Source organism: Methylotenera sp. (assembly GCF_029945535.1).
GTDB lineage: Bacteria > Pseudomonadota > Gammaproteobacteria > Burkholderiales > Methylophilaceae > Methylotenera.
Genome location: NZ_JAQSCU010000013.1, coordinates 539,289 through 559,325 on the forward strand (window position 1 = coordinate 539,289; position 20,037 = coordinate 559,325).

Consider the following 20,037-nt stretch of genomic DNA (forward strand, 5'->3'; position numbering starts at 1 on the left):
TAAAATTACTTTAAGTTTGATGTTGAAAAAATTAGTTTAATTGTAAAACGATACCTGCTAAAGGTGGCAATGTGATGACAAGTGATTGGTGGTGGTTCATCCAAGCAACATTTTCTGTATGCAGACCAGAGCCATTACCTTGATTGCTACCGCCATAGCAACCAGCGTCACTGTTAAAAATTTCATGATAATTGCCTGCTTGCGGCACGCCAATGCGATATGCATTTCGCAACACAGGTGTAAAATTCAGCACTATTATAACAAAACTATTGTCTAAACCGCGTCGAATATAGCTAACTATTGATTGATCGCTATCATGGCAGTCTATCCATTCAAACCCTTGCACTTCAAAATCAAGCGCATGCAACGCATTAAGGTTTTTATAAATTCTGTTTAAATCGGTTGCGGCCTGTTTAACACCTTGATGCCATTGATGACCTTCATAGTCTTTGTCTAACAGATGCCAATCAAGGCTGCTGTTCACGTTCCACTCACGCCCTTGGCCAAATTCATTGCCCATGAAATTAAGTTTTTTCCCTGGGGTGGTCATTTGATAAGTCATCAACAGGCGAAGATTGGCAAATTTTTGCCACGCATCTCCAGGCATTTTGTCTAAAAGCGAATGTTTGCCATGTACGACTTCATCATGCGAGAAGGGCAGTACAAAATTCTCTGAATAGGCATATAGCTGACCGAAAGTCAGCATGTCGTGATAATAACGTCTGTGTACTGGGTCATGCTCAATATATGAAAGGGTGTCATTCATCCAACCCATATTCCATTTCATGTTGAAGCCCAAACCACCTAAGTACACTGGGCGAGATACGCCAGGCCATGCGGTAGATTCTTCAGCGATAGTTAGAACGCCAGCAAAATCTTCACCTACCATGACATTGAGTTGTTTTAGGAAGTCGATAACATCTAGGTTTTCTCGACCACCAAATTTATTTGGCAGCCATTCGCCTGCTTTGCGTGAGTAATCAAGGTAAAGCATAGAGGCTACAGCATCTACACGTAAACCATCGATATGAAATTCAGATAGCCAGAAATAGGCATTAGACATCAAGAAGTTGCGCACTTCATTGCGACCATAATTGAAAATCAGCGTTCCCCAATCTTGGTGTTCACCTAGACGAGGATCCTCATGTTCATATAATGCCGTGCCATCGAACCGTGCTAATGCCCAGTCGTCTTTTGGGAAATGACCTGGCACCCAATCTAAAATTACGCCGATATTGGCTTGATGAAATGCATCTATCAAAAAGCGTAAATCATCAGGTGAGCCAAATCTGTTAGTCACGCCAAAGTAGCCTGTTGTTTGGTAACCCCAAGATTCAGTAAGAGGATGTTCTGAAATAGGCATTAATTCAACGTGTGTATAGCCCATTTCTGTAACGTAAGGTACTAGTTTGGTTGCGAGTTCACGATACGTTAAAAAGTGACCTTGTTCGTTGCGCTGCCATGAACCGAGATGCACTTCATAACAGTTGAATGGTGCATGAAGCCAGTCACGTTTTTGGCGTGCATCCAACCAGTTTTTATCTTGCCATTGATGTTGACTCGTATTGATTCTTGCAGCAGTGCTAGGCCGTGGCTCAAATTCAAAACCGTAGGGGTCGGTTTTAGCTAAAATGTGACCCGTGTGGCGATTGCGAATTTCAAATTTGTAAGTGTCATTCGTTGTTAAATGGGGAATGAAAATATCCCAAACGCCGCTAGAACCATGCGCGCGCATTGAGTGTACTCTTCCATCCCAATTGTTAAAGCTGCCAATTACGCTAACGCGTTCAGCATTGGGTGCCCAAACTGCAAAACGTACGCCTTCAATTTTACTTTGAGACATACACTGCGCGCCAAGCGTCTTGTAGCCTTGTAACAAACGGCCTTCACCAAATAAATAAAGTTCGTCTTGCGTTAAACTTGAGGCAAATGTGTAGGGGTCATAGGTTTCGTACTCGCTGTCACCGGTACTTACTTTAAGTAGGCAGGGTGTTTTGAGGGCAGTATCGATGTTTACTTCAAATAAACCATCAGTATGTGTTTTATTGAGCTTAGTCCACGTCCTAGAATTTTTAACCCAAACTTCAGAAGCATTCGGCAAAAATGCACGATAGATATAAGCGTTTTCAACAGCGTGTAAACCTAAAAAGCTAAATGGATCGTGATGTTTTGCTTTTAAAATCAGTTTCAAAGAGTCTGAATTTGCGTTTGAAGCTGACTTGGCTTTAGCGCTTGTTTTTGCGGCTACTTTGGTTGTTGAATCAACTGGAGTCGCTTCAGATTTATCCAAGATACATTTCCCCTCAATTTTTCTAAAAAATATATTTAATAATATTTGCTAGATTGCTAGTGTTTTAGCTAGATTATAGTGCTTTAAGCTGATTATAATGTAAACGAACACTGTAAGAACAAAAAATTAAACTAGTGAGCCCGGCTAGTTAAGTAAATGATTAATTAAACTTCAGGAGGGCGCTATGCCGCAAGATCAGCATTCAGACCGTTTTATTAGTACATTAACCAAAAATACCGCTGCTATTATTCTTGCTGGTGGGCGAGGTAGCCGCTTAAAAAACTTAACTGATTGGCGCGCAAAGCCTGCAGTCCAATTCGGTGGCAAGTTCCGAATTATCGACTTTCCACTATCCAACTGCATCAACTCTGGTATTCGCCGTATTAACGTTGCTACGCAATACAAATCCCAAAGTTTAATTCAACATCTTCAGCGCGGCTGGGGATTCTTACGTGGTGAGTTTAATGAGTACGTTAATATCATCCCAGCACAGCAACGCATTTCAGATGAGTGGTATAAGGGCACAGCAGATGCTGTATATCAGAACATAGATTTGTTGCGTGAGAGTGGTGGCGAGTACATTTTGATTTTAGCTGGTGACCATATTTATAAAATGGATTACGGCAAAATGTTGGCGACCCACGTGAAAAGTAATGCTGATATGACGGTGGCGTGCATCAACGTTTCGCTAGAAGATGCCAAAGGATTTGGTGTATTGGCGGTAGATGCTACTGATCGCGTCATTGAGTTTGCAGAAAAACCAGCCAACCCTAAGCATATGCCTGGCGATGCTACTAAAGCTTTTGCGAGTATGGGTATCTATGTATTTAATGCTAAATTCTTGTATGAACAGCTCATTCGCGACGCAGGTGATCCAAAATCTACCCACGATTTTGGCGGTGATATCATTCCGTACATCATCAAAAAATATAAAATCCAAGCGCATCGCTTTACTGAAAGCTGTGTAGGTGCTCAGAATGGTAACTACTACTGGCGCGATGTTGGTACGATTGATGCTTATTGGGAAGCAAACATGGAATTAACGCGAGTGATTCCAGAGCTTAATTTGTACGATAGAGAATGGCCGATTTGGACATCACTGGAGCAATTACCACCCGCTAAGTTTGTGTTTAACGACGAAGGTAGAACAGGCAAGGCAACAGACTCATTGGTATCAGGCGGGTGCTTAATTAGCGGTTCAAGTGTCACTAACTCGGTGCTGTTTTCTGATGTTCGAGTGCATAGCTATTGTGACATTGAAGGCGCAGTTATTTTGCCAAAAGTGACTATTCATCGCAATGTGATACTTAAAAATGTAGTGATAGATCGTGGTTGTAGCATCCCTGAAGGTATGCAGATAGGCGTAGACTTGGCTTTAGACGCTAAACGTTTTTATGTGTCTGAAAAAGGCATCACGCTTGTGACGCCAGACATGTTAGGACAAGATCTGTACAGGGTAATTTAATGTAAGTTATTGAATGTAAATTAAATAGTTAAAAAATAATTTTTAACTATTTTTATTTATTAAGGTTGTTAATTAAAATGAAGCCAACTCGCCCTAAGCTGTATATTAATCTTTATTGGCACATGCATCAGCCAGATTACCGCGACATTGTCAGCAATGAATATGTGCTGCCATGGACGTACCTGCATGCAATAAAAGATTATAGTGATATGGCCTATCACTTAGAAGCCAATCCAAAAGCACGCGTCAGCTTTAATTTCGTGCCAATTTTGCTAGAGCAGCTGGAAGATTACACTACTCAGTTTAAGCAAAATCATATTCGTGACCCACTTTTGGCGTTACTGATAGAGCCTAACTTAGCTAGTATCAGCTATGAACAATGTCGTTTAATTGTGAACAGCTGTTTCAAAAGCCATCACGAGAAAATGCTCAGTCCGTTTCCACATTATCAACGCTTATTGCAGCTCTATCAGCTTATAGAGCCGATTTCGGATGACAAAGAAGAGTTTCATTATTTGTCTGCACAATATAAAGCGGATTTATTAGTGTGGTATCACCTAGCCTGGTGCGGCGAGAGTTTGCGTCGTAATAACAAACTAGTTCAGACGCTGATGACCAAAGGGCTGAGCTTTACCTTGGAAGATAGAACACAGTTGTTTGACCTGATAGCCGAAACAATTGCCAACTTAATTCCACGTTACAAAGCGCTGATGAAATCTAAACAAATTGAGATTTCTACTACGCCTTACTACCATCCGATTTTGCCGTTATTGATAGATTTTAAATCTACGATAGATGCCATGCCGTATGCACCTTTACCTAAATATGCTAGATATGCGGGTGGGCAAGAACGTGCTGCCGCGCATGTGGTTGCAGCCAGTAAATATCATACTAATTTATTTGGCCAAGTACCTCGTGGAATGTGGCCTGCGGAGGGTGGTGTGTCTAACGCCGCGCTCTCATTAATGGCGGAGCATGGTGTGGAGTGGGCAGCTACAGGACAGGCAGTGTTGGCTAATAGCTTGTTGAAATCGCAAATGGGTTTGCAGGATAAGAGTGAGTATCTCTATCAACCATACCGCGTGACGAATGGTAAGCAAGATATTCTATGCTTTTTTAGGGATGATAATCTTTCAGACAAAATCGGCTTTGAATACGCAAAAATGCACACTCCTGATGCTGTGAGTGACTTCATTAAAACATTAGAAGGCATTCACCAATCCAATTCCAGTGAACGTGCGAAGATCGTTAGCGTTATATTAGATGGTGAAAATGCTTGGGAATACTACCCGTACAATGGCTATTATTTTTTGAACGAATTGTATGCGGCGCTGACCAATCATCCTGATATTGAAATGACGACTTTTAGCGACATCGTTGATTTATATCAATCTAAAGAATATAAAACTAAAGGAATATCCGCCCCTGCTTTGCCGCAAATCGCGGCGGGTAGCTGGGTATACGGCACATTTAGTACTTGGGTTGGTAGTAAAGATAAAAACTTAGCATGGGATTTACTCTGCGCTGCGAAAAAAACTTACGACGATGTGATGTTGAGTAATAGTTTAAATGTCAATCAATTGAAAGCCTGCGAACGTCAGCTTTCAATTTGTGAAGGCTCAGATTGGTTTTGGTGGTTTGGGGATTACAACTCGTCAGATAGCGTGGCGAGCTTTGACCAGCTATATCGTCGCAATTTAATTAACTTGTATACCTTGCTGCAGCAACCAGTACCTGCGATTTTGCATAAAACAATTAGTGCTGGTGGTGGTAATGCAGATAATGCTGGCACAATGCGTAGAGGGCAGGTTTAAGCTTAATGTAAGTACGCGCATATAGATGTAATTAGTGTTAACCAGCTTCACGTCAACATAATTTTATGTAGGTAATAATGAAACGCACTAATTTATCTCTTTTATCTCAACGCCGATCAGGGGTGTTATTACATATTAGTTCTTTGCCTAGCTCACCAGCCGCGAGTGATTTAGGTGTGGGTGATTTAGGCACAGAGGCTTACCGCTTTGTAGATTTCTTAAACAGTATTGGTGTCAGTGTTTGGCAAACATTACCAATCAATATGCCGCATGCGGATAACTCTCCTTATCAGTGTTTATCAGCTTTTGCGGGCAACCCAGACTTTATTAGTTTGGAAAGTCTGCAATCACAAGGCTTGCTGACTAAAAATGATTTAAGTGTTGAGTCAATCAGCAAAACAGATTTATTTGTAATCGCCTATGAAGCCTTTCACGAGCAAGCCAAGCAGGCGGAGTCTTTAGCTGAGAAAGAACAGCTTAATTTCAAAAAATTCTGTAAAAAACAAGCGCACTGGCTGAATGATTTTGCCTTATTTTTAGCATTACGTCATAAGTTTAATCAAGCTGGTTGGCAATACTGGCCTGATGACTATAAGCATAGAGATGTTGCAACGCTTAAACAGGCACGTAAAGAATTAGCGCATGAAATCGCCATCATACAATTCACGCAATTTATATTTTTCACCCAGTGGCTTGCGCTTAAAGCCTATGCTGCGACTAAGAACGTTTATTTGTTTGGTGACATTCCAATTTTTGTTGCGTACGACAGTGCCGAAGTTTGGGCGTACCCGCATTTCTTTAAACTAGATGAGTATAAAAATATGGCCGTGGTGGCAGGCGTACCACCAGATTACTTCTGCGCCACAGGGCAACGCTGGGGTAACCCACACTATAACTGGGATGCGATGGCGGCCGATAACTTTAGCTGGTGGGTTTCGCGCATGGCAACGCAAAATGCCTTGTTTGATATTGTACGAATTGACCATTTTAGAGGCTTAGAAGCGGCCTGGGAGATTCCAGCAAGTGAAGAAACAGCGATTAATGGTCGGTGGGTGGTAGCACCAGGTGAAGCATTGTTAGCAGCCATTTTTAAGGCCTTACCTAAGATTTGTTTAGTTGCGGAAGATCTGGGTATTATTACGCCAGAAGTGGATGCATTAAGGCATCAATATAATTTACCGGGTATGAAAATTTTGCAGTTTGCGTTTAGTGGTCAAGATGATAATCCGTATTTACCACATCATATCGAGGCTAACAGTGTTGCTTATACAGGTACGCACGATAATGACACCACGCTTGGTTGGTATAATAATTTAGATGAGCATCAGCGTAGTCATGTGCAGGCCTATATTCACTCATCACGCTCTGAGGAGCATGATGTGCACATGCCAGCTGATTTGATTAATCTGACGCTTGAATCTCATGCACAGTTGGCGATTATTCCTATGCAAGATATATTGGCGCTGGATTCTAGCCACCGTATGAATACCCCGGGCACATGCTCTGGCAATTGGCATTGGCGTTTCAATTGGCAACAGCTAACGGTTGCCCAAACAGAAAGTATTGCTGAAGTGATTACTCGGACGGGCAGAGGTTAATCTCATGGAGGTGTCATCATGGCAGTGTTGATCGGCATTGATGTTGGCGGTACAAATCTGCGTTTGGGTGTGGTTGATTATGATGAAGCTGCACCTAATACTCCCCCTCGGTTAATAGAGGAGAAGCGCTTTCAAACTGACTTTTCTAACTTTTGTAAAATTCACACACCAGAGCAAGCTTGGCGAGCCATTCTAAATGCTACTGCAGTGGCAATAGATAGCATGCATGTGAAGTATCCCAATATATCGGCTGTTGGCATAGGTTTCCCAGGTTTTATTGATCCGCATACGCAAAAGATTTCGCAGTCTCCTAACTTGCCTGGTTTAGTTGATGTGGATTTAAGTACTGATTTAAGCCAGCTGATAGAGCTGCCAGTCATCACGGAAAATGATGCATTAGCCGCTGCCTATGGTGAATACGCCACACGTGCGGGTCAAATCAATCATCTCATTTATTTGGGTTTAGGCACAGGTGTTGGTGGTGGTTTAATTTTAAATGGTCAGCCGTTTCAAGGTCAGCATGGCGTGGCTATGGAAGTGGGGCATATGACTGTTCAGCCAAATGGTAGATTATGCGGCTGCGGTAATTATGGCTGTATGGAGCAATACGCTTCAGCCAGCGGCGTAGCAATTAGCTATTTAGAAGCAACTGGTCAACAATATAACTCACACGAAATTGCAAACCTCGCACACAAGGGTGACACACACGCTGTTGCAGCGTACTCTCTAGCGGGTAAAACACTTGCTCAGGCGTTAGCACAGATTTTAAAAGTCATTGATGTAACTAATGTAGTGATAGGTGGCGGTATGAGTGCCGCTTGGCCGCTTATAGAGCCAGTTTTTACGCAGCAGTTAAACCAAGACTTGATTCCCGCTTTACGCGGCAAGGTGAGTGTGAACATCTCTAGTATGGGCGACCAAGCAGGTATTATTGGTGCCGCCATGCTGGTGCAGAAAAAGATCATTAATTAACTGTTGTTATAGTAAATATTGTTGCTAATAAACTGAAACTCGGTGCAGCGCTGACTGTAAATTCAATTTTTTTATTAAGTTGCCGATATTAAATGAGTAGGGTTGTACTGATATTTTTTACAGTAATCTCCTTCAGTTAATTGATTGCTGAGCTTTAACTATTCGTGGTTTTTCCGCATTTTTTATGGTTTTATAGATTTAAAAGCACTATCTTAATGGAATGCAAAACAGCAAGATATTTAAAATCTAGTTTCAATTTTAAGAATAGAAGGTATGGCTTCTTGGAATAAAAAACGCTTGTTAGGTTTAGCTAAGACTAGGCTTGCTCCTTGGTTAATTTCTGCCATGGTGTTGCTAGTTGGGTTAAGCATTACGACAGTTTTGTGGTACGAGACTAAAAAAAATCATACTGAAAACTTAAATGCAGCATTAGACTACGCCGCAGATCAAACTCAAAACAATATACTCGCTCGTCTACATGCCTATGAAACGGTGATGCGAGGCGTAAAGGGTTTTATTGATGGTTCAGAAAGCGTTAATGTAGGTGAGTTTCGATCTTATGTTGATGCTTTAAAAATACACGAAAAAAAAACGGGAGTGCTGGGAATAGGCTTAGTCACCATCGTGCCGCATGCTGATAAAGCTCGGCATCTAGAAGCAATTCACAGGCTAGGATTACCTGATTACAAAATTAGACCAGAAGGTGACCGTCAGGTATATGCGCCTATCATTCGCATGGAACCTATGGCCAGTGATAATCTTAAAGCTTTAGGTTTAGATGTATTTGCCGTGCCCATAGCTCGTGCTGCAATGGAGCGCGCACGCGACTCAAATGAAGTGGCTATTTCGAACCATTTTACTTTGGCGCAAGATGCGGGTAAATCAAACGTGTTTTCTTTTGTGATGTATCTGCCAATTTTTAAAACCGGTGCAAATCTTGATACGCTAGGTGCTAGGCGTGCAAATATTAAAGGCTGGGTAGATGTACCGTTTCGCATTAATGATTTAATGGCTGGCCTTAAGGGGGAGTTTGATCAAGATATTGGCCTAGAGATACATGATGGTAATGCGATTTCAGGTCAATCGCTTATGTATTATTCAGCTACAAAGCCTACTAAATATAGCCTTGTTGATGGCATGCTGCAAACCAAACGTCAGCTGGATTTTGCTGGCCATACTTGGACATTGCTATTAAATACCACGCCCGAATTTGAATCGCGCGTTTCTAATCTTTACCAATCCAAGGTTATTGCTGGCGCGGGCATCGCGTTATCTTTAATGCTGGCTTTGCTAGCTTGGACTTTAGTTAAAGGTCAACAAGTTGCAAATAACCGGTATATAAAGCTTTTTAAACAGTCTGGCTCTGGTGTTTTAGTGTTAAACCGAGAGCATCGCATTCTTGAGGCGAACCCTGCCGCATTAAAGATGTTTGGGTATAAGCGCGATGAGCTTTTAAGCCTTCACTTACCTAGAGTATTGCAAGACACAGAAGTAAGCAGAATAAATCCCGTTGTAGAAAGCATGATGGCTGGCGAGCTACATACCGGAGAATGGGTGCATGTACGCAAAGATGGCACTCAGTTTATGGCAGAAGTGAATGCACGTAAATTAGACAACCAAACTTACTTTGCTATTTTGCATGATCTGACTAATCGTAAAAAAAATGAGCAACGCATTCTTAGATTAAACAATCTGTATAAAGCTCTGAGCGAGACTAACCAAGCGATTGTTCGCATGTCGGATGAGAATGATTTATTCCCTTTAGCATGTAAATGCGCGGTTCAATTTGGCGGTATGCAAATGGCTTGGGTAGGGATGTTGGATGAGCAGAGCCAGTTAATTTTACCTGTAGCTACTTATGGTGAGGGTTTGGAGTATTTAGAAAGTGTCAACATCTCGATCAATGCGAATATTCTAGAAGGTCGAGGGCCAGTAGGTACTGCATTTAGAGAAAACCATTCAGTGATCATTAATGATTTTTTAGAAAACCCATTAACTAAGCATTGGCACGTCAAGGCGAAAGAGTTTGGTTGGCGTTCTGTAGGTGCCTTTCCTATTGCTCGCTATGGAAAGCCATTTGCCACATTCACTGTTTACAATCCTGATGCGGCCGCTTTCGACCAAGAGGTGATCGATTTACTTAATGAAATGGCTTCAGATATTAGTTTCGCACTTGATAACTTTGATCGCGAAGCGCAGCGTCGCTTAGCGCAAGATAAGTTACAGTTAGCACAGTTAGAGGCAGCGGAATCTCGCGACCGTTATCGAGATCTTTATGAGTTTGCGCCTATAGGTTATCTCTCTATCAGCAAGCATGGCATGATCACAGAGGTGAATTGGAAAGTGACTTCAATGTTGGGTGTGAAGCGTGGCGAGCTTAACGAGCAACATTTTAGTCAATTTGTGGTAGATGAAGAGAAGGCTCGCTGGCAAAGCTTATTTTTAAGTATGCAAGATCTAGATGGCGGGGAAGAGCTAAATTTCGACATTAAATTAGCACATGTCAGCGGTGCAATCATCACCGTTAATCTCAACTGTCTACGTATGGATGACGAGGCTGAACAACCTGTATTGCGCGTAGCGATGCTCGATGTGACTCAGTTAAAACGCACTGAAGAAGAAAAACAACGCTCCGATGTCAGGCTGCAAGCGACAATAGATGCCATTCCTGATTTATTGTTCGAAATTGACATTCATGGTCGATATTATTCTGCACATTCGCCCAGTAGACACTTATTGCCAGTTGCGCCAGAAGATTTAATCGGAAAAAATGTGCGAGATGTCATGCCCGAAAGCGCTGCCAGCGTTGTGATGTCTGCTATTCGGGAAGCTTATGATGAAGACAGATCACAAGGTAAGCAGTTGGAGTTAGAACTACCCAGCGGTAAGTTGTGGTTTGAGCTTTCTGTGGCTAAAAAACCAAAAGTAGCCGGTGAAGACATTCGCTTTATTATGTTGTCACGTGATGTGACTGAGCGCAAGCAGTCAGAGTTAAAACTACTTGAAAGCTCCGCCAGTCTAGCTAAAGCCCAAGCCAGTGTGCACTTAGGCAGCTGGGAGTTAGATCTAAACACCATGATTGGCAGTTGGTCTGATGAAAACTTTCGATTGTATGACCTTGATCCAGAATTGGGCGCGCCAAGTTTTGCCGAGTACCTTGAGTTAATTCACCCAGATGATCGTGACCTAGTGGTCGATGTCCAGCGCCAATTGGCAACGCTCATCGGCTCAATTCAATTTGAATCTCGCACCAATCCATCCTCGGGGGCAGTGCGTACGCTAAGTAACTCTATCAAAGTCATTCGTGATGCGAGTGGGCGCGCTATTCGTGCGACAGGTACTTCTTTAGATATTACCGAACGCAAATTAGCTGAACTTGAGTTTCGTATTGCGGCTACCGCCTTTGAGTCTCAGGAAGGCATGATGGTGACTGATGTTAATAAGGTTATTCTGCGAGTGAATAAAGCCTTTACTAAAATCTCTGGATATACGGCAGAAGAGGCGATAGGCCAAACACCGCGTTTAGTGAGTTCAGGTCATCATCATGAAGATTTTTACGACTCAATGTGGCTAAACATTGCAGTGAGTGGCTACTGGGAGGGCGAGGTTTGGAATCGTCGTAAAAGTGGCGAGGTTTATCCTCAGCATTTGACTATTACTGCAGTGATGGGTGACAACGGTATTGTGACGAATTACGTCGCTACATTTACCGATGTAACATTGCGCAATGCCGCAGAAGCTGAAATTAACCACTTAGCCTTTTATGATGTGCTGACGCGCCTGCCTAATCGACGTCTTTTAATTGATCGCCTGAATCATGCTTTATCAGCGGGTGCGCGCCTAGGCTGGGGCGGCGCCTTGCTCTTTCTCGATCTTGATCACTTTAAAACGCTTAATGATACGCTTGGTCATGACGTGGGTGATTTGTTGCTACGGCAAGTGGCTGACAGGCTTAGCGATTGTGTGCGTGAAGGAGATACCGTAGCGCGCTTAGGCGGCGATGAGTTTGTGGTCATGCTGGAAGACTTAAGTAAGCATCCTCTAGAAGCCGCCGCTCAGGCCGAAGCCATTGCTAGTAAAATTTTGATATCAATTAGCCAGCCTTATCAGCTTGGCGCTAGTGCATATCAGACAACGGCTAGTATTGGTGTCGTTCTGTTTAGCGAAAATGGGCACTCACAGGATGTGTTACTAAAACATGCTGATATTGCCATGTATCAGGCTAAAAAAATGGGTAGAAATACCTTGTGTTTCTTTGACCCGAATATGCAAGAAGCGATTAATACGCGTGCTGCATTAGAAGTGGATTTACGTAAAGCGCTAGATAACAATCAGTTCGAGCTTTATTACCAAATTCAGGTAGACCGATTAGGTAAGGCTTTGGGGGCGGAAGCCCTGATTCGCTGGATTCATCCTGAGCGTGGTTTAGTTTCACCTTTAGAGTTTATTCCATTAGCAGAAGAAACAGGTTTGATTTTACCAATAGGGCAGTGGGTGTTGGAAACCGCCTGCACCCAACTTAAAGCATGGCAAACAACCGCGCAAACACAAGGTCTTTCGTTGTCAATTAATGTCAGTGCAAAACAGTTCTACCAAAGTACATTTGCAAAACAGGTTCAGGCAGCAGTAAAAAATAGCGGCATTAATCCCATGCGACTTAAATTAGAATTAACAGAAAGCATCATGCTTGAAAATATTGAAGCGACCATTACCAAGATGATGGAGCTAAAAAATATTGGTGTTAACTTCTCATTAGATGACTTCGGCACGGGCTATTCCTCTCTGCAATATCTCAAATTACTTCCGCTTGATCAACTGAAGATAGATCGGTCATTCGTGAGGGAAATTGCAATCGATACTAGCGACCAGGCGATTGTGCGTACGGTAATCGCTATGGCAGAAACCTTAAACTTAGACGTGATTGCCGAAGGCGTAGAGACTGATGAGCAGCGTGAGCTCTTAATGAATTGCGGTTGTAATGCATACCAAGGTTTTCTGTTTGGCAGACCCGTGCCAATTGCCCAGTTTAATCTAGCTTTAAAGCCGTAGATTTTGAATTCATCAGTGTTAAGTTTGTTAGTTTTAAATTCACAAATCTTAATAATAGTTGTGTAATGACCCTGTAACAATTCAGGCATAGTGTTTTGAAATATCGTTAGTGTGCTAATTGATTAAATACTTTTTGATTGCATGATGCATTAACTATCTGAAATACTTGGGAAAAACATGCAATTACTTAGATTATTTGAGACTAAATCCCCTGAAATTAACCATAGTAGAATTTTAAATGACATCATTGATCATCAAACGCTAGCAAGTGTATTTCAGCCAATCATCAACATTCAAAGTGGCATTATCCTCGGACATGAAGGGTTAATAAGAGGCCCAGAAAATACAGATTTATATTCGCCACAGAATTTATTTAAATCCGCTAAAGTTGAAAATAGAGTGTGTGATTTGGAGTTGGCAAGTCTGAAAGTAGGCATGGAAAACTTTGCAAAGCACGCATGTTCAAACAAAATATTTGTGAATGTTAGTCCAGAATGCTTGCAGGAGTTTGGTCATAACAAACTTATATCGGTTGATTACATTGAGAGCTTGGGACTAAGCCCAAAAAATATAGTGTTGGAGCTCACTGAAAGCTCTCCGACCTTTGATTATTCAGAACTGTATAAGGTCATCGACAGTTATCGAAATGTTGGCTTCCAAATAGCACTTGATGACTTAGGTGAAGGTTACTCTACATTAAGGCTTTGGTCAGAGCTGCGTCCAGAGTATGTAAAAATCGATAAACACTTCATTCACTCTATCAATTCTGATCCCGTCAAACTGCAGTTTGTAAAGTCCATTCAGCAAATAGCGGATAACTCGAGTACTAAAGTGATTGCTGAGGGCGTAGAGACTGAAGCCGAATTTGTTATTTTACGTGATTTAAATATTGCGTTTTGCCAAGGGTATTTACTAGGACACCCAATACCAGAACCTCTTCAGCAGATAAGCGAAAATATTCAACATCTTTTCACACGTAAAACTATCAGCGTTTTTCCTAAAGCCTCCGGCACTGAACGGCAAGGGAGTATTTTAACGTTATTGGAGAAAGCGCCTTTCGTTACTCCGAATAAAACTAATGATGAAGTGAATGTGATGTTTGAAAGTAACGAAAAGTTATTTTCTATTCCCGTCGTTGAGAACGGTATTCCTTTAGGCTTAATAAGCCGATTTAGTATGATTGATAGCTTTGTCCGGCCTTTCAGGAAAGAGTTATATGGCAAGCACTCATGTACAGAGTTTATGGACACAAAGCCTTTAATTGTTGATGGTAGCATTACCTATCATGAGCTTAGTGACCTGATTACTCAAATGGAGCCTCATCATTTAACCAATGGTTTTATCATTACTGAAAATGAAAAGTATATAGGCTTAGGTAGTGGTCATGCCTTGTTGAGAAAAATTACCGAAATGCAAATCAGTGCAGCTCGCTACGCTAACCCCCTGACTTTATTGCCGGGTAATGTACCGATAAATGAACATATAGATCGCTTACTAGAAAAGAAAAATACATTTTGGGCATGCTATTGTGATTTGGATAACTTTAAGCCATTTAATGATGCCTATGGCTTTAGGCAAGGTGATCTTGTACTTCAACTGGTAGGTGAAACTTTAGCTAAGTCCGTTGATGTTAACTTGGATTTTGTTGGGCATATTGGCGGTGATGATTTTATTTTAATCTGCCAAAGTACCAATTGGGAGGAGCGGTGTAACTTTATACTTGCTCATTTAGAGGAGGTTATTCCTACTTTTTATAGTGAAGAAGATCGGAAAATCGGTGGGATTGAGATTGATGATAGACAAGGCAAAAGTACATTTTATCCATTTAGTACTTTATCCATTGGTGCGGTGAAAATTGTCCCAGAGGAATTTGCCAGTCATTATGAAGTTTCTGCAGCTATGACAGTTGCGAAGAAGGAAGCTAAAAGAATCAACGGCAATAGTATATTTTATGAACGTAGGTTTAGAGGAGATGAGCAGTAAATCTATTTGTTAAATCATATTTTTTAATGACTTAGCGTTTTAACCGCTTGTTATTTCATCACCAAGTTTGTGTCGCGCCAATGCCCAATCAATATGCTCTCGTAATAAAGCAGATGTGTCGTTCATACGGCCTTTTAGTGCGCCAACTATTTCAGGCGTAGTGCTAGCATTGCCCAAGCCTACCGCAATATTGCGCAACCACTGTTCATAGCCAATTCGGTAAATCGCGCTACCTGCCATATTCTGCTTGAATTGGGCTTCAGTCCAAGCAAAGCATTGCACCAAGCTGATATTATCCAAACCATTTTTGACTGCAAAGTCTGACTCATGCGTGATTTCAGCAAACTTATTCCAAGGGCAAAAAAGCTGGCAATCATCGCAGCCATAGACTCGATTGCCAATCAGCGGTCTAAACTCAACAGGAATGCTGGTTTTAAGCTCTATGGTGAGGTAAGAAATGCAGCGTCTAGCATCTACCTCGTAAGGGGCTGTAATGGCTTTGGTGGGGCATACGTCTATGCAGCTAGTGCAGGTGCCGCAATGATTGGTCGTGGCCTCATCGATAGGTAAAGGTAAATCGGTGTAAATTTCACCTAAAAAAAACCATGACCCACGATTTTTATTGATTAGGAGGGTGTGTTTGCCGCGCCAACCTAACCCTGCTTTTTCAGCTAAGGCAACCTCTAACACCGGTGCGCTATCAGTGAATGCGCGGTAGCTGAAATCATCTACTTGATATTTTGTCATCTCCGACTGAATTTTTTCACATAACTTTTGCAGTTTGTTGCGCATTACCTTGTGGTAATCACGCCCCATGGCATAGCGTGAGATAAAAGCTTTAGAGCTGTCTTGGATTATCGATTCACTATCTACGGCATTGGGCGGCATATAATCTAATCGAGCAGAAATCACGCGTAGTGTATTCGGTACTAATTCTGCAGGGCGAGTGCGCTTCACCCCATGTTTTGCCATATAATCCATTTCACCATGAAAACCTTTAGCAATCCACGCTTGATGCTCAACTTCTGCTTCTTGCAAATTGGTATCAGTGATGCCAATTTGATTAAAGCCCAGCGCCAATCCCCATTGTTTAATGTCATTGGCAAGCTGGGTAAACTTAGATTGGATAGTTTCGTTAAGGTCTGTCATGGATAACAATTTTACACGTGATTTAGCCGACGAGGCAGCAACCTTAGATTTTGGTACTAGCCTCGCGAAAGCCATACAGCCAAATTTAACCATCTATTTGCATGGGGATTTAGGTGCAGGAAAAACTACCTTGGTACGCGGCTTGTTGCATGCTTTGGGGCATGTGGGTAAGGTTAAAAGTCCTACCTATACGCTGGTTGAGCCTTATGATATTAAATATAATGTAACTTCGAGTTTAATGTTGTATCATTTTGACTTATATCGTTTTAATGATGAAGAAGAGTGGGAGTCTGCTGGGTTTAGAGATTACTTTAATGTCAATAGTGTGTGCGTGATTGAGTGGCCTGAGAAGGCAGAAAACGTGCTACCAACACCAGATCTTAATATTACTTTTTCAATTAAAAATGTAGGTAAAAACTTAGGACGTAGTGTTAATCTATCTGCACACTCAACATTAGGACAACAATGTCTGCATACAATTTCTACTCAGCAATGATGATTTAACATGATGAGCTTTAATAAAATGAACAATGCTTTCTGGTCATGTAAAAAAACCATATATATTGGCTTGATGCTGCTAAGTTTTACTTTTACAGAGCTTAATTTTGCTGCATCAGCGCAAGCGGTGAACATCGTTACCGCTGCACGTGTATGGCCGGCGCAAGACTACACGCGCATCACACTAGAGTCTGCACAACCGTTTGTTTATAAAATGTCCGTGATTCAGAGTCCTGATCGCGTGGTGGTGGATATTGAAAATATCGATTTAAACTTAGTGATTAAATCATTAAGCGATAAAATTTTAGCGAGTGACCCTTATATTAAGCAAATTCGCGTCGCTAAATTTCAGCAAAATGTGGTGCGTTTAGTTGTGGATTTGAAAACCGAAGCTAAACCCAATGCATTTACTTTAATGCCAACAGGCGATTATAAGTACCGCTTGGTGCTGGATGTTTACCCGCTAAAAGATCCATTGATGGCAATGATTGCAGAGCGTGATGCGGCATCTAACTCAGTCAATATTAGTTCATCGAATACTGGTTCAGCAATACAAATTGAAGCTCCTAATCAAGTAGTTGTTGCACAAGAATCAGCGAACAGCTCAAGCCAGCCACAGATTATTGTGGAGCCTTTGCCACCACAAGTTGAGTCTATCGAACCCAATGCCACTAAAACAACTAAACCTGCTGAAACAACCAAGCCAGTTGAACCACCTATAGCTAAAGTAGAAGTTAAAATTCCGGAAATCAAGAGCTCAGAAGTTAAAAACCAAGAAGTTAGAAATCAGGGGGCTAGCCAAAACACTCCACAAGACACAGCCCCAGCCAAGACTAAAAAAAGTGGCCGTCAAATCATCATTGCGATTGATGCCGGCCATGGCGGTGAAGACCCAGGCGCACGCGGAGCAAATGGCAGTCATGAAAAAGATGTCACTTTAATGATTGCTAAAAAACTCAAAGAAAAAATTGATGGCGAGCCAAATATGCGAGGCGTGCTCACGCGCGATAGTGACTTTTTTATTCCTTTGCATGGTCGGGTGGTGAAAGCGCGCAATATGCAGGCCGATTTATTTGTTTCTATTCATGCAGATGCATTTACTAATCAATCTGCAAAGGGTTCCTCAGTATTTGCTTTATCTGAGCGTGGCGCAACTAGTGCCAGCGCGCGCTATTTAGCTAAAAAAGAAAATGAGTCTGATTTGATTGGCGGCGTGAGCCTAGATGATAAAGATCCCGTATTAGCGAGAACCTTGCTGGATCTATCGCAAACCGCAACGATTAACGATAGCTTAAAGTTGGGTAAAGCGGTACTTACACAAATTGGTGCAATCAATACCTTGCATGCCAGCCGTGTTGAACAGGCGGCTTTTGCCGTGTTGAAATCACCTGATATTCCATCGATTTTGGTTGAAACTGCTTTTATTAGCAATCCAGAAGAAGAGCGTCGACTGAACGATGCGGACTATCAAGATAAATTAGTCACATCGATTTTGACGGGAATCAAAAAGTACTTTGCTACGAATCCTGCATTAGCTAAAACTAAAGTAGCCTCAGACTAAGTTTTAATTAAACTATCGATGATTAGCGTTTAGTTTTTAAGTAATCAATTTCTCTCGTGGTGTCACCATAGCCCGCTTGGGTGAGTAGCGCACTTTCAATGTAGCGGCTAACACGTTGACGGTAGCTGCGAACTTCATCACCACCCACAAAAATCTGCGGAAATTTAAAGCTTAACCACGCGTATAAACTTAAGTTATGGCTTAACAATTCTGCTGCTTCTAAATGCTTTGGGCTGTCTGATTCTAGCCAATTGGGCGGGTTGGGTAAGTGGCGTATTTTGGAGTCAACCACGCTGTGCAAACAAAGTAGGTAATAGTCTTTCTCAAACGCGACATTGAGCGAAATCGGCGCGCAGACGAAGATAAATTTGTCTTTGAGCGACATGGTAGGCGCATGCTCATCTACCAATATGGCTTGGGCAATCTGAGTGCTAAGTGACGTTTGTGCGAATAGCTCAGAATCTATACGCGTTCTTTGCTGATGATAAATGAGGACTTCTGCGATTTTTCTCGTGTGTAATGTCTGAGAAATTTCGCCAATTTGACCAAAACTAATACTGACCGGCAGTTTTGTTAAGTCTGACGTGTCGTCGGTACTTAGCATGTGCTCAACATGTATCAACTCATCGTTCTCAAATACGCTTACATAGCCAGTGTCATAAATGCCGAATCGACCTGCACGCCCAGCAATCTGGCGCACTTCTGTTGAGTTTAAGTGGCGCGAAGCTACGCCATCAAATTTATGAATATTTGAAAAAATCACACGTCGAATCGGCAGGTTCAATCCCATACCAATCGCATCGGTTGCCACCAAAATATCCGCTTTACCAGTGCAAAAACGCTCAGACTCAGTTCTACGCACCTCGGGTGAAAGCGCCCCATAGATGCTCGCCACTGTAAATCCCCACTGGCGAAACCATGCTGAAAAAGTCAGTACATCTTTGCGGCTAAAAGCAATAATCGCATCACCTTTTTGTAGTTTTGGCTTTAATTTTTGGCGGCTGTAATGCTTACCACAAATGCTTTCATCCTCTAACACCAATGGCGTTTTTCGGGCTAAATAAGTGATTTCATAGGTTTCATCCATGGCGTCAATTACAGCGAGGCAAGGCGCAGTTACTGCGGTTGAGCCGCAAATAAACACCTGACTTGCAGGTACGCCAACTAAGGCTGCTGTCCATGCACTACCTCTATCACCATCTTGCAGCATTTGAATTTCGTCAATGATTGCAACTTCCACAACATTGGATGGATTCATCATTTCAATGGTTGAGGCAGTATGCTGCGCACCAGCCATCAGCACACGCTCTTCGCCTGTAATCAGGTTGCATGGCACGCCTGCGGCGACTAGCCGATCGCGAATTTCCATGGCTAATAATCTTAAAGGTGCTAAATAAACGCCAGACTTTGCTTTTTCAAGCGCGATAAGTGCCTGATATGTTTTACCAGAGTTAGTTGGGCCTAGGTAAAAATGATGATGGCGATTAAGCAAGCGAGCTTGGGTAAAACTTTTTGCATAATGTTGAGCCATTGATTATTTTTAACGGAATGAATACAGGTTGAGAATTTAGCGTAAACACTCAGTATTGCCAATCGAAAATTGTGTGATGAGTTGGAATGAGTTTTGCTTATGTAGCTATTAAAGCAAATGCTAACGC

Annotated in this window: 11 protein-coding genes; 8 read left to right on the forward strand and 3 right to left on the reverse strand. The window is 42.0% G+C overall.

Features of this window, described 5'->3' with window-relative positions; translation table 11 throughout:
- Positions 1–31: 31 nt before the first annotated feature.
- The gene (gene glgB / locus PSU72_RS10240) at positions 32–2,191 is read right to left on the reverse strand and encodes a 1,4-alpha-glucan branching protein GlgB (protein WP_300432530.1); all 2,160 of its coding nucleotides are present in this window, start codon (positions 2,189–2,191) and stop codon (positions 32–34) included.
- Positions 2,192–2,474: 283 nt separating this feature from the next.
- Between glgB and glgC the strand changes: the two genes are divergently transcribed.
- The 6 genes from glgC (at position 2,475) to PSU72_RS10275 (ending at position 15,171) form a co-directional block, all read left to right on the forward strand.
- Entirely contained in the window at positions 2,475–3,755 is a 1,281-nt protein-coding gene (gene glgC, locus PSU72_RS10245) for a glucose-1-phosphate adenylyltransferase (protein ID WP_300432305.1), read from the forward strand.
- Positions 3,756–3,832: 77 nt separating this feature from the next.
- Positions 3,833–5,569, forward strand: coding sequence for a glycoside hydrolase family 57 protein (locus PSU72_RS10250; RefSeq protein WP_300432306.1), 1,737 nt, complete (start codon positions 3,833–3,835; stop codon positions 5,567–5,569).
- A gap of 77 nt (positions 5,570–5,646) precedes the next feature.
- The gene (malQ, locus tag PSU72_RS10255; RefSeq protein ID WP_300432307.1) at positions 5,647–7,167 is read left to right on the forward strand and encodes a 4-alpha-glucanotransferase; all 1,521 of its coding nucleotides are present in this window, start codon (positions 5,647–5,649) and stop codon (positions 7,165–7,167) included.
- An 18-nt stretch (positions 7,168–7,185) separates the two neighbouring features.
- The gene (locus PSU72_RS10260) at positions 7,186–8,139 is read left to right on the forward strand and encodes an ROK family protein (RefSeq protein ID WP_300432308.1); all 954 of its coding nucleotides are present in this window, start codon (positions 7,186–7,188) and stop codon (positions 8,137–8,139) included.
- A gap of 273 nt (positions 8,140–8,412) precedes the next feature.
- Complete coding sequence (locus PSU72_RS14430) at positions 8,413–13,188, forward strand: EAL domain-containing protein (protein WP_367186088.1); 4,776 nt, start codon at positions 8,413–8,415, stop codon at positions 13,186–13,188.
- Positions 13,189–13,365: 177 nt separating this feature from the next.
- Positions 13,366–15,171, forward strand: a complete 1,806-nt coding sequence (locus PSU72_RS10275; protein WP_300432310.1) for a GGDEF domain-containing protein — start codon at positions 13,366–13,368, stop codon at positions 15,169–15,171.
- Between the two features lie 39 nt (positions 15,172–15,210).
- Here the strand turns inward: PSU72_RS10275 and queG are convergent, their stop codons facing one another.
- The gene (gene queG / locus PSU72_RS10280) at positions 15,211–16,320 is read right to left on the reverse strand and encodes a tRNA epoxyqueuosine(34) reductase QueG (protein ID WP_300432311.1); all 1,110 of its coding nucleotides are present in this window, start codon (positions 16,318–16,320) and stop codon (positions 15,211–15,213) included.
- Between queG and tsaE the strand changes: the two genes are divergently transcribed.
- Together tsaE and PSU72_RS10290 are read left to right on the forward strand one after the other, a co-directional pair.
- On the forward strand, positions 16,319–16,816 hold the full coding sequence (tsaE, locus tag PSU72_RS10285; RefSeq protein WP_300432313.1) for a tRNA (adenosine(37)-N6)-threonylcarbamoyltransferase complex ATPase subunit type 1 TsaE: 498 nt from the start codon (positions 16,319–16,321) through the stop codon (positions 16,814–16,816). The two genes, queG and tsaE, sit on opposite strands and share 2 nt — an antisense overlap.
- 75 nt (positions 16,817–16,891) lie before the next feature.
- Positions 16,892–18,379, forward strand: a complete 1,488-nt coding sequence (locus PSU72_RS10290) for an N-acetylmuramoyl-L-alanine amidase (protein ID WP_300432532.1) — start codon at positions 16,892–16,894, stop codon at positions 18,377–18,379.
- 22 nt (positions 18,380–18,401) lie between these two features.
- Here the strand turns inward: PSU72_RS10290 and PSU72_RS10295 are convergent, their stop codons facing one another.
- Entirely contained in the window at positions 18,402–19,910 is a 1,509-nt protein-coding gene (locus PSU72_RS10295; RefSeq protein ID WP_300432315.1) for a helicase-related protein, read from the reverse strand.
- Positions 19,911–20,037: the final 127 nt, after the last annotated feature.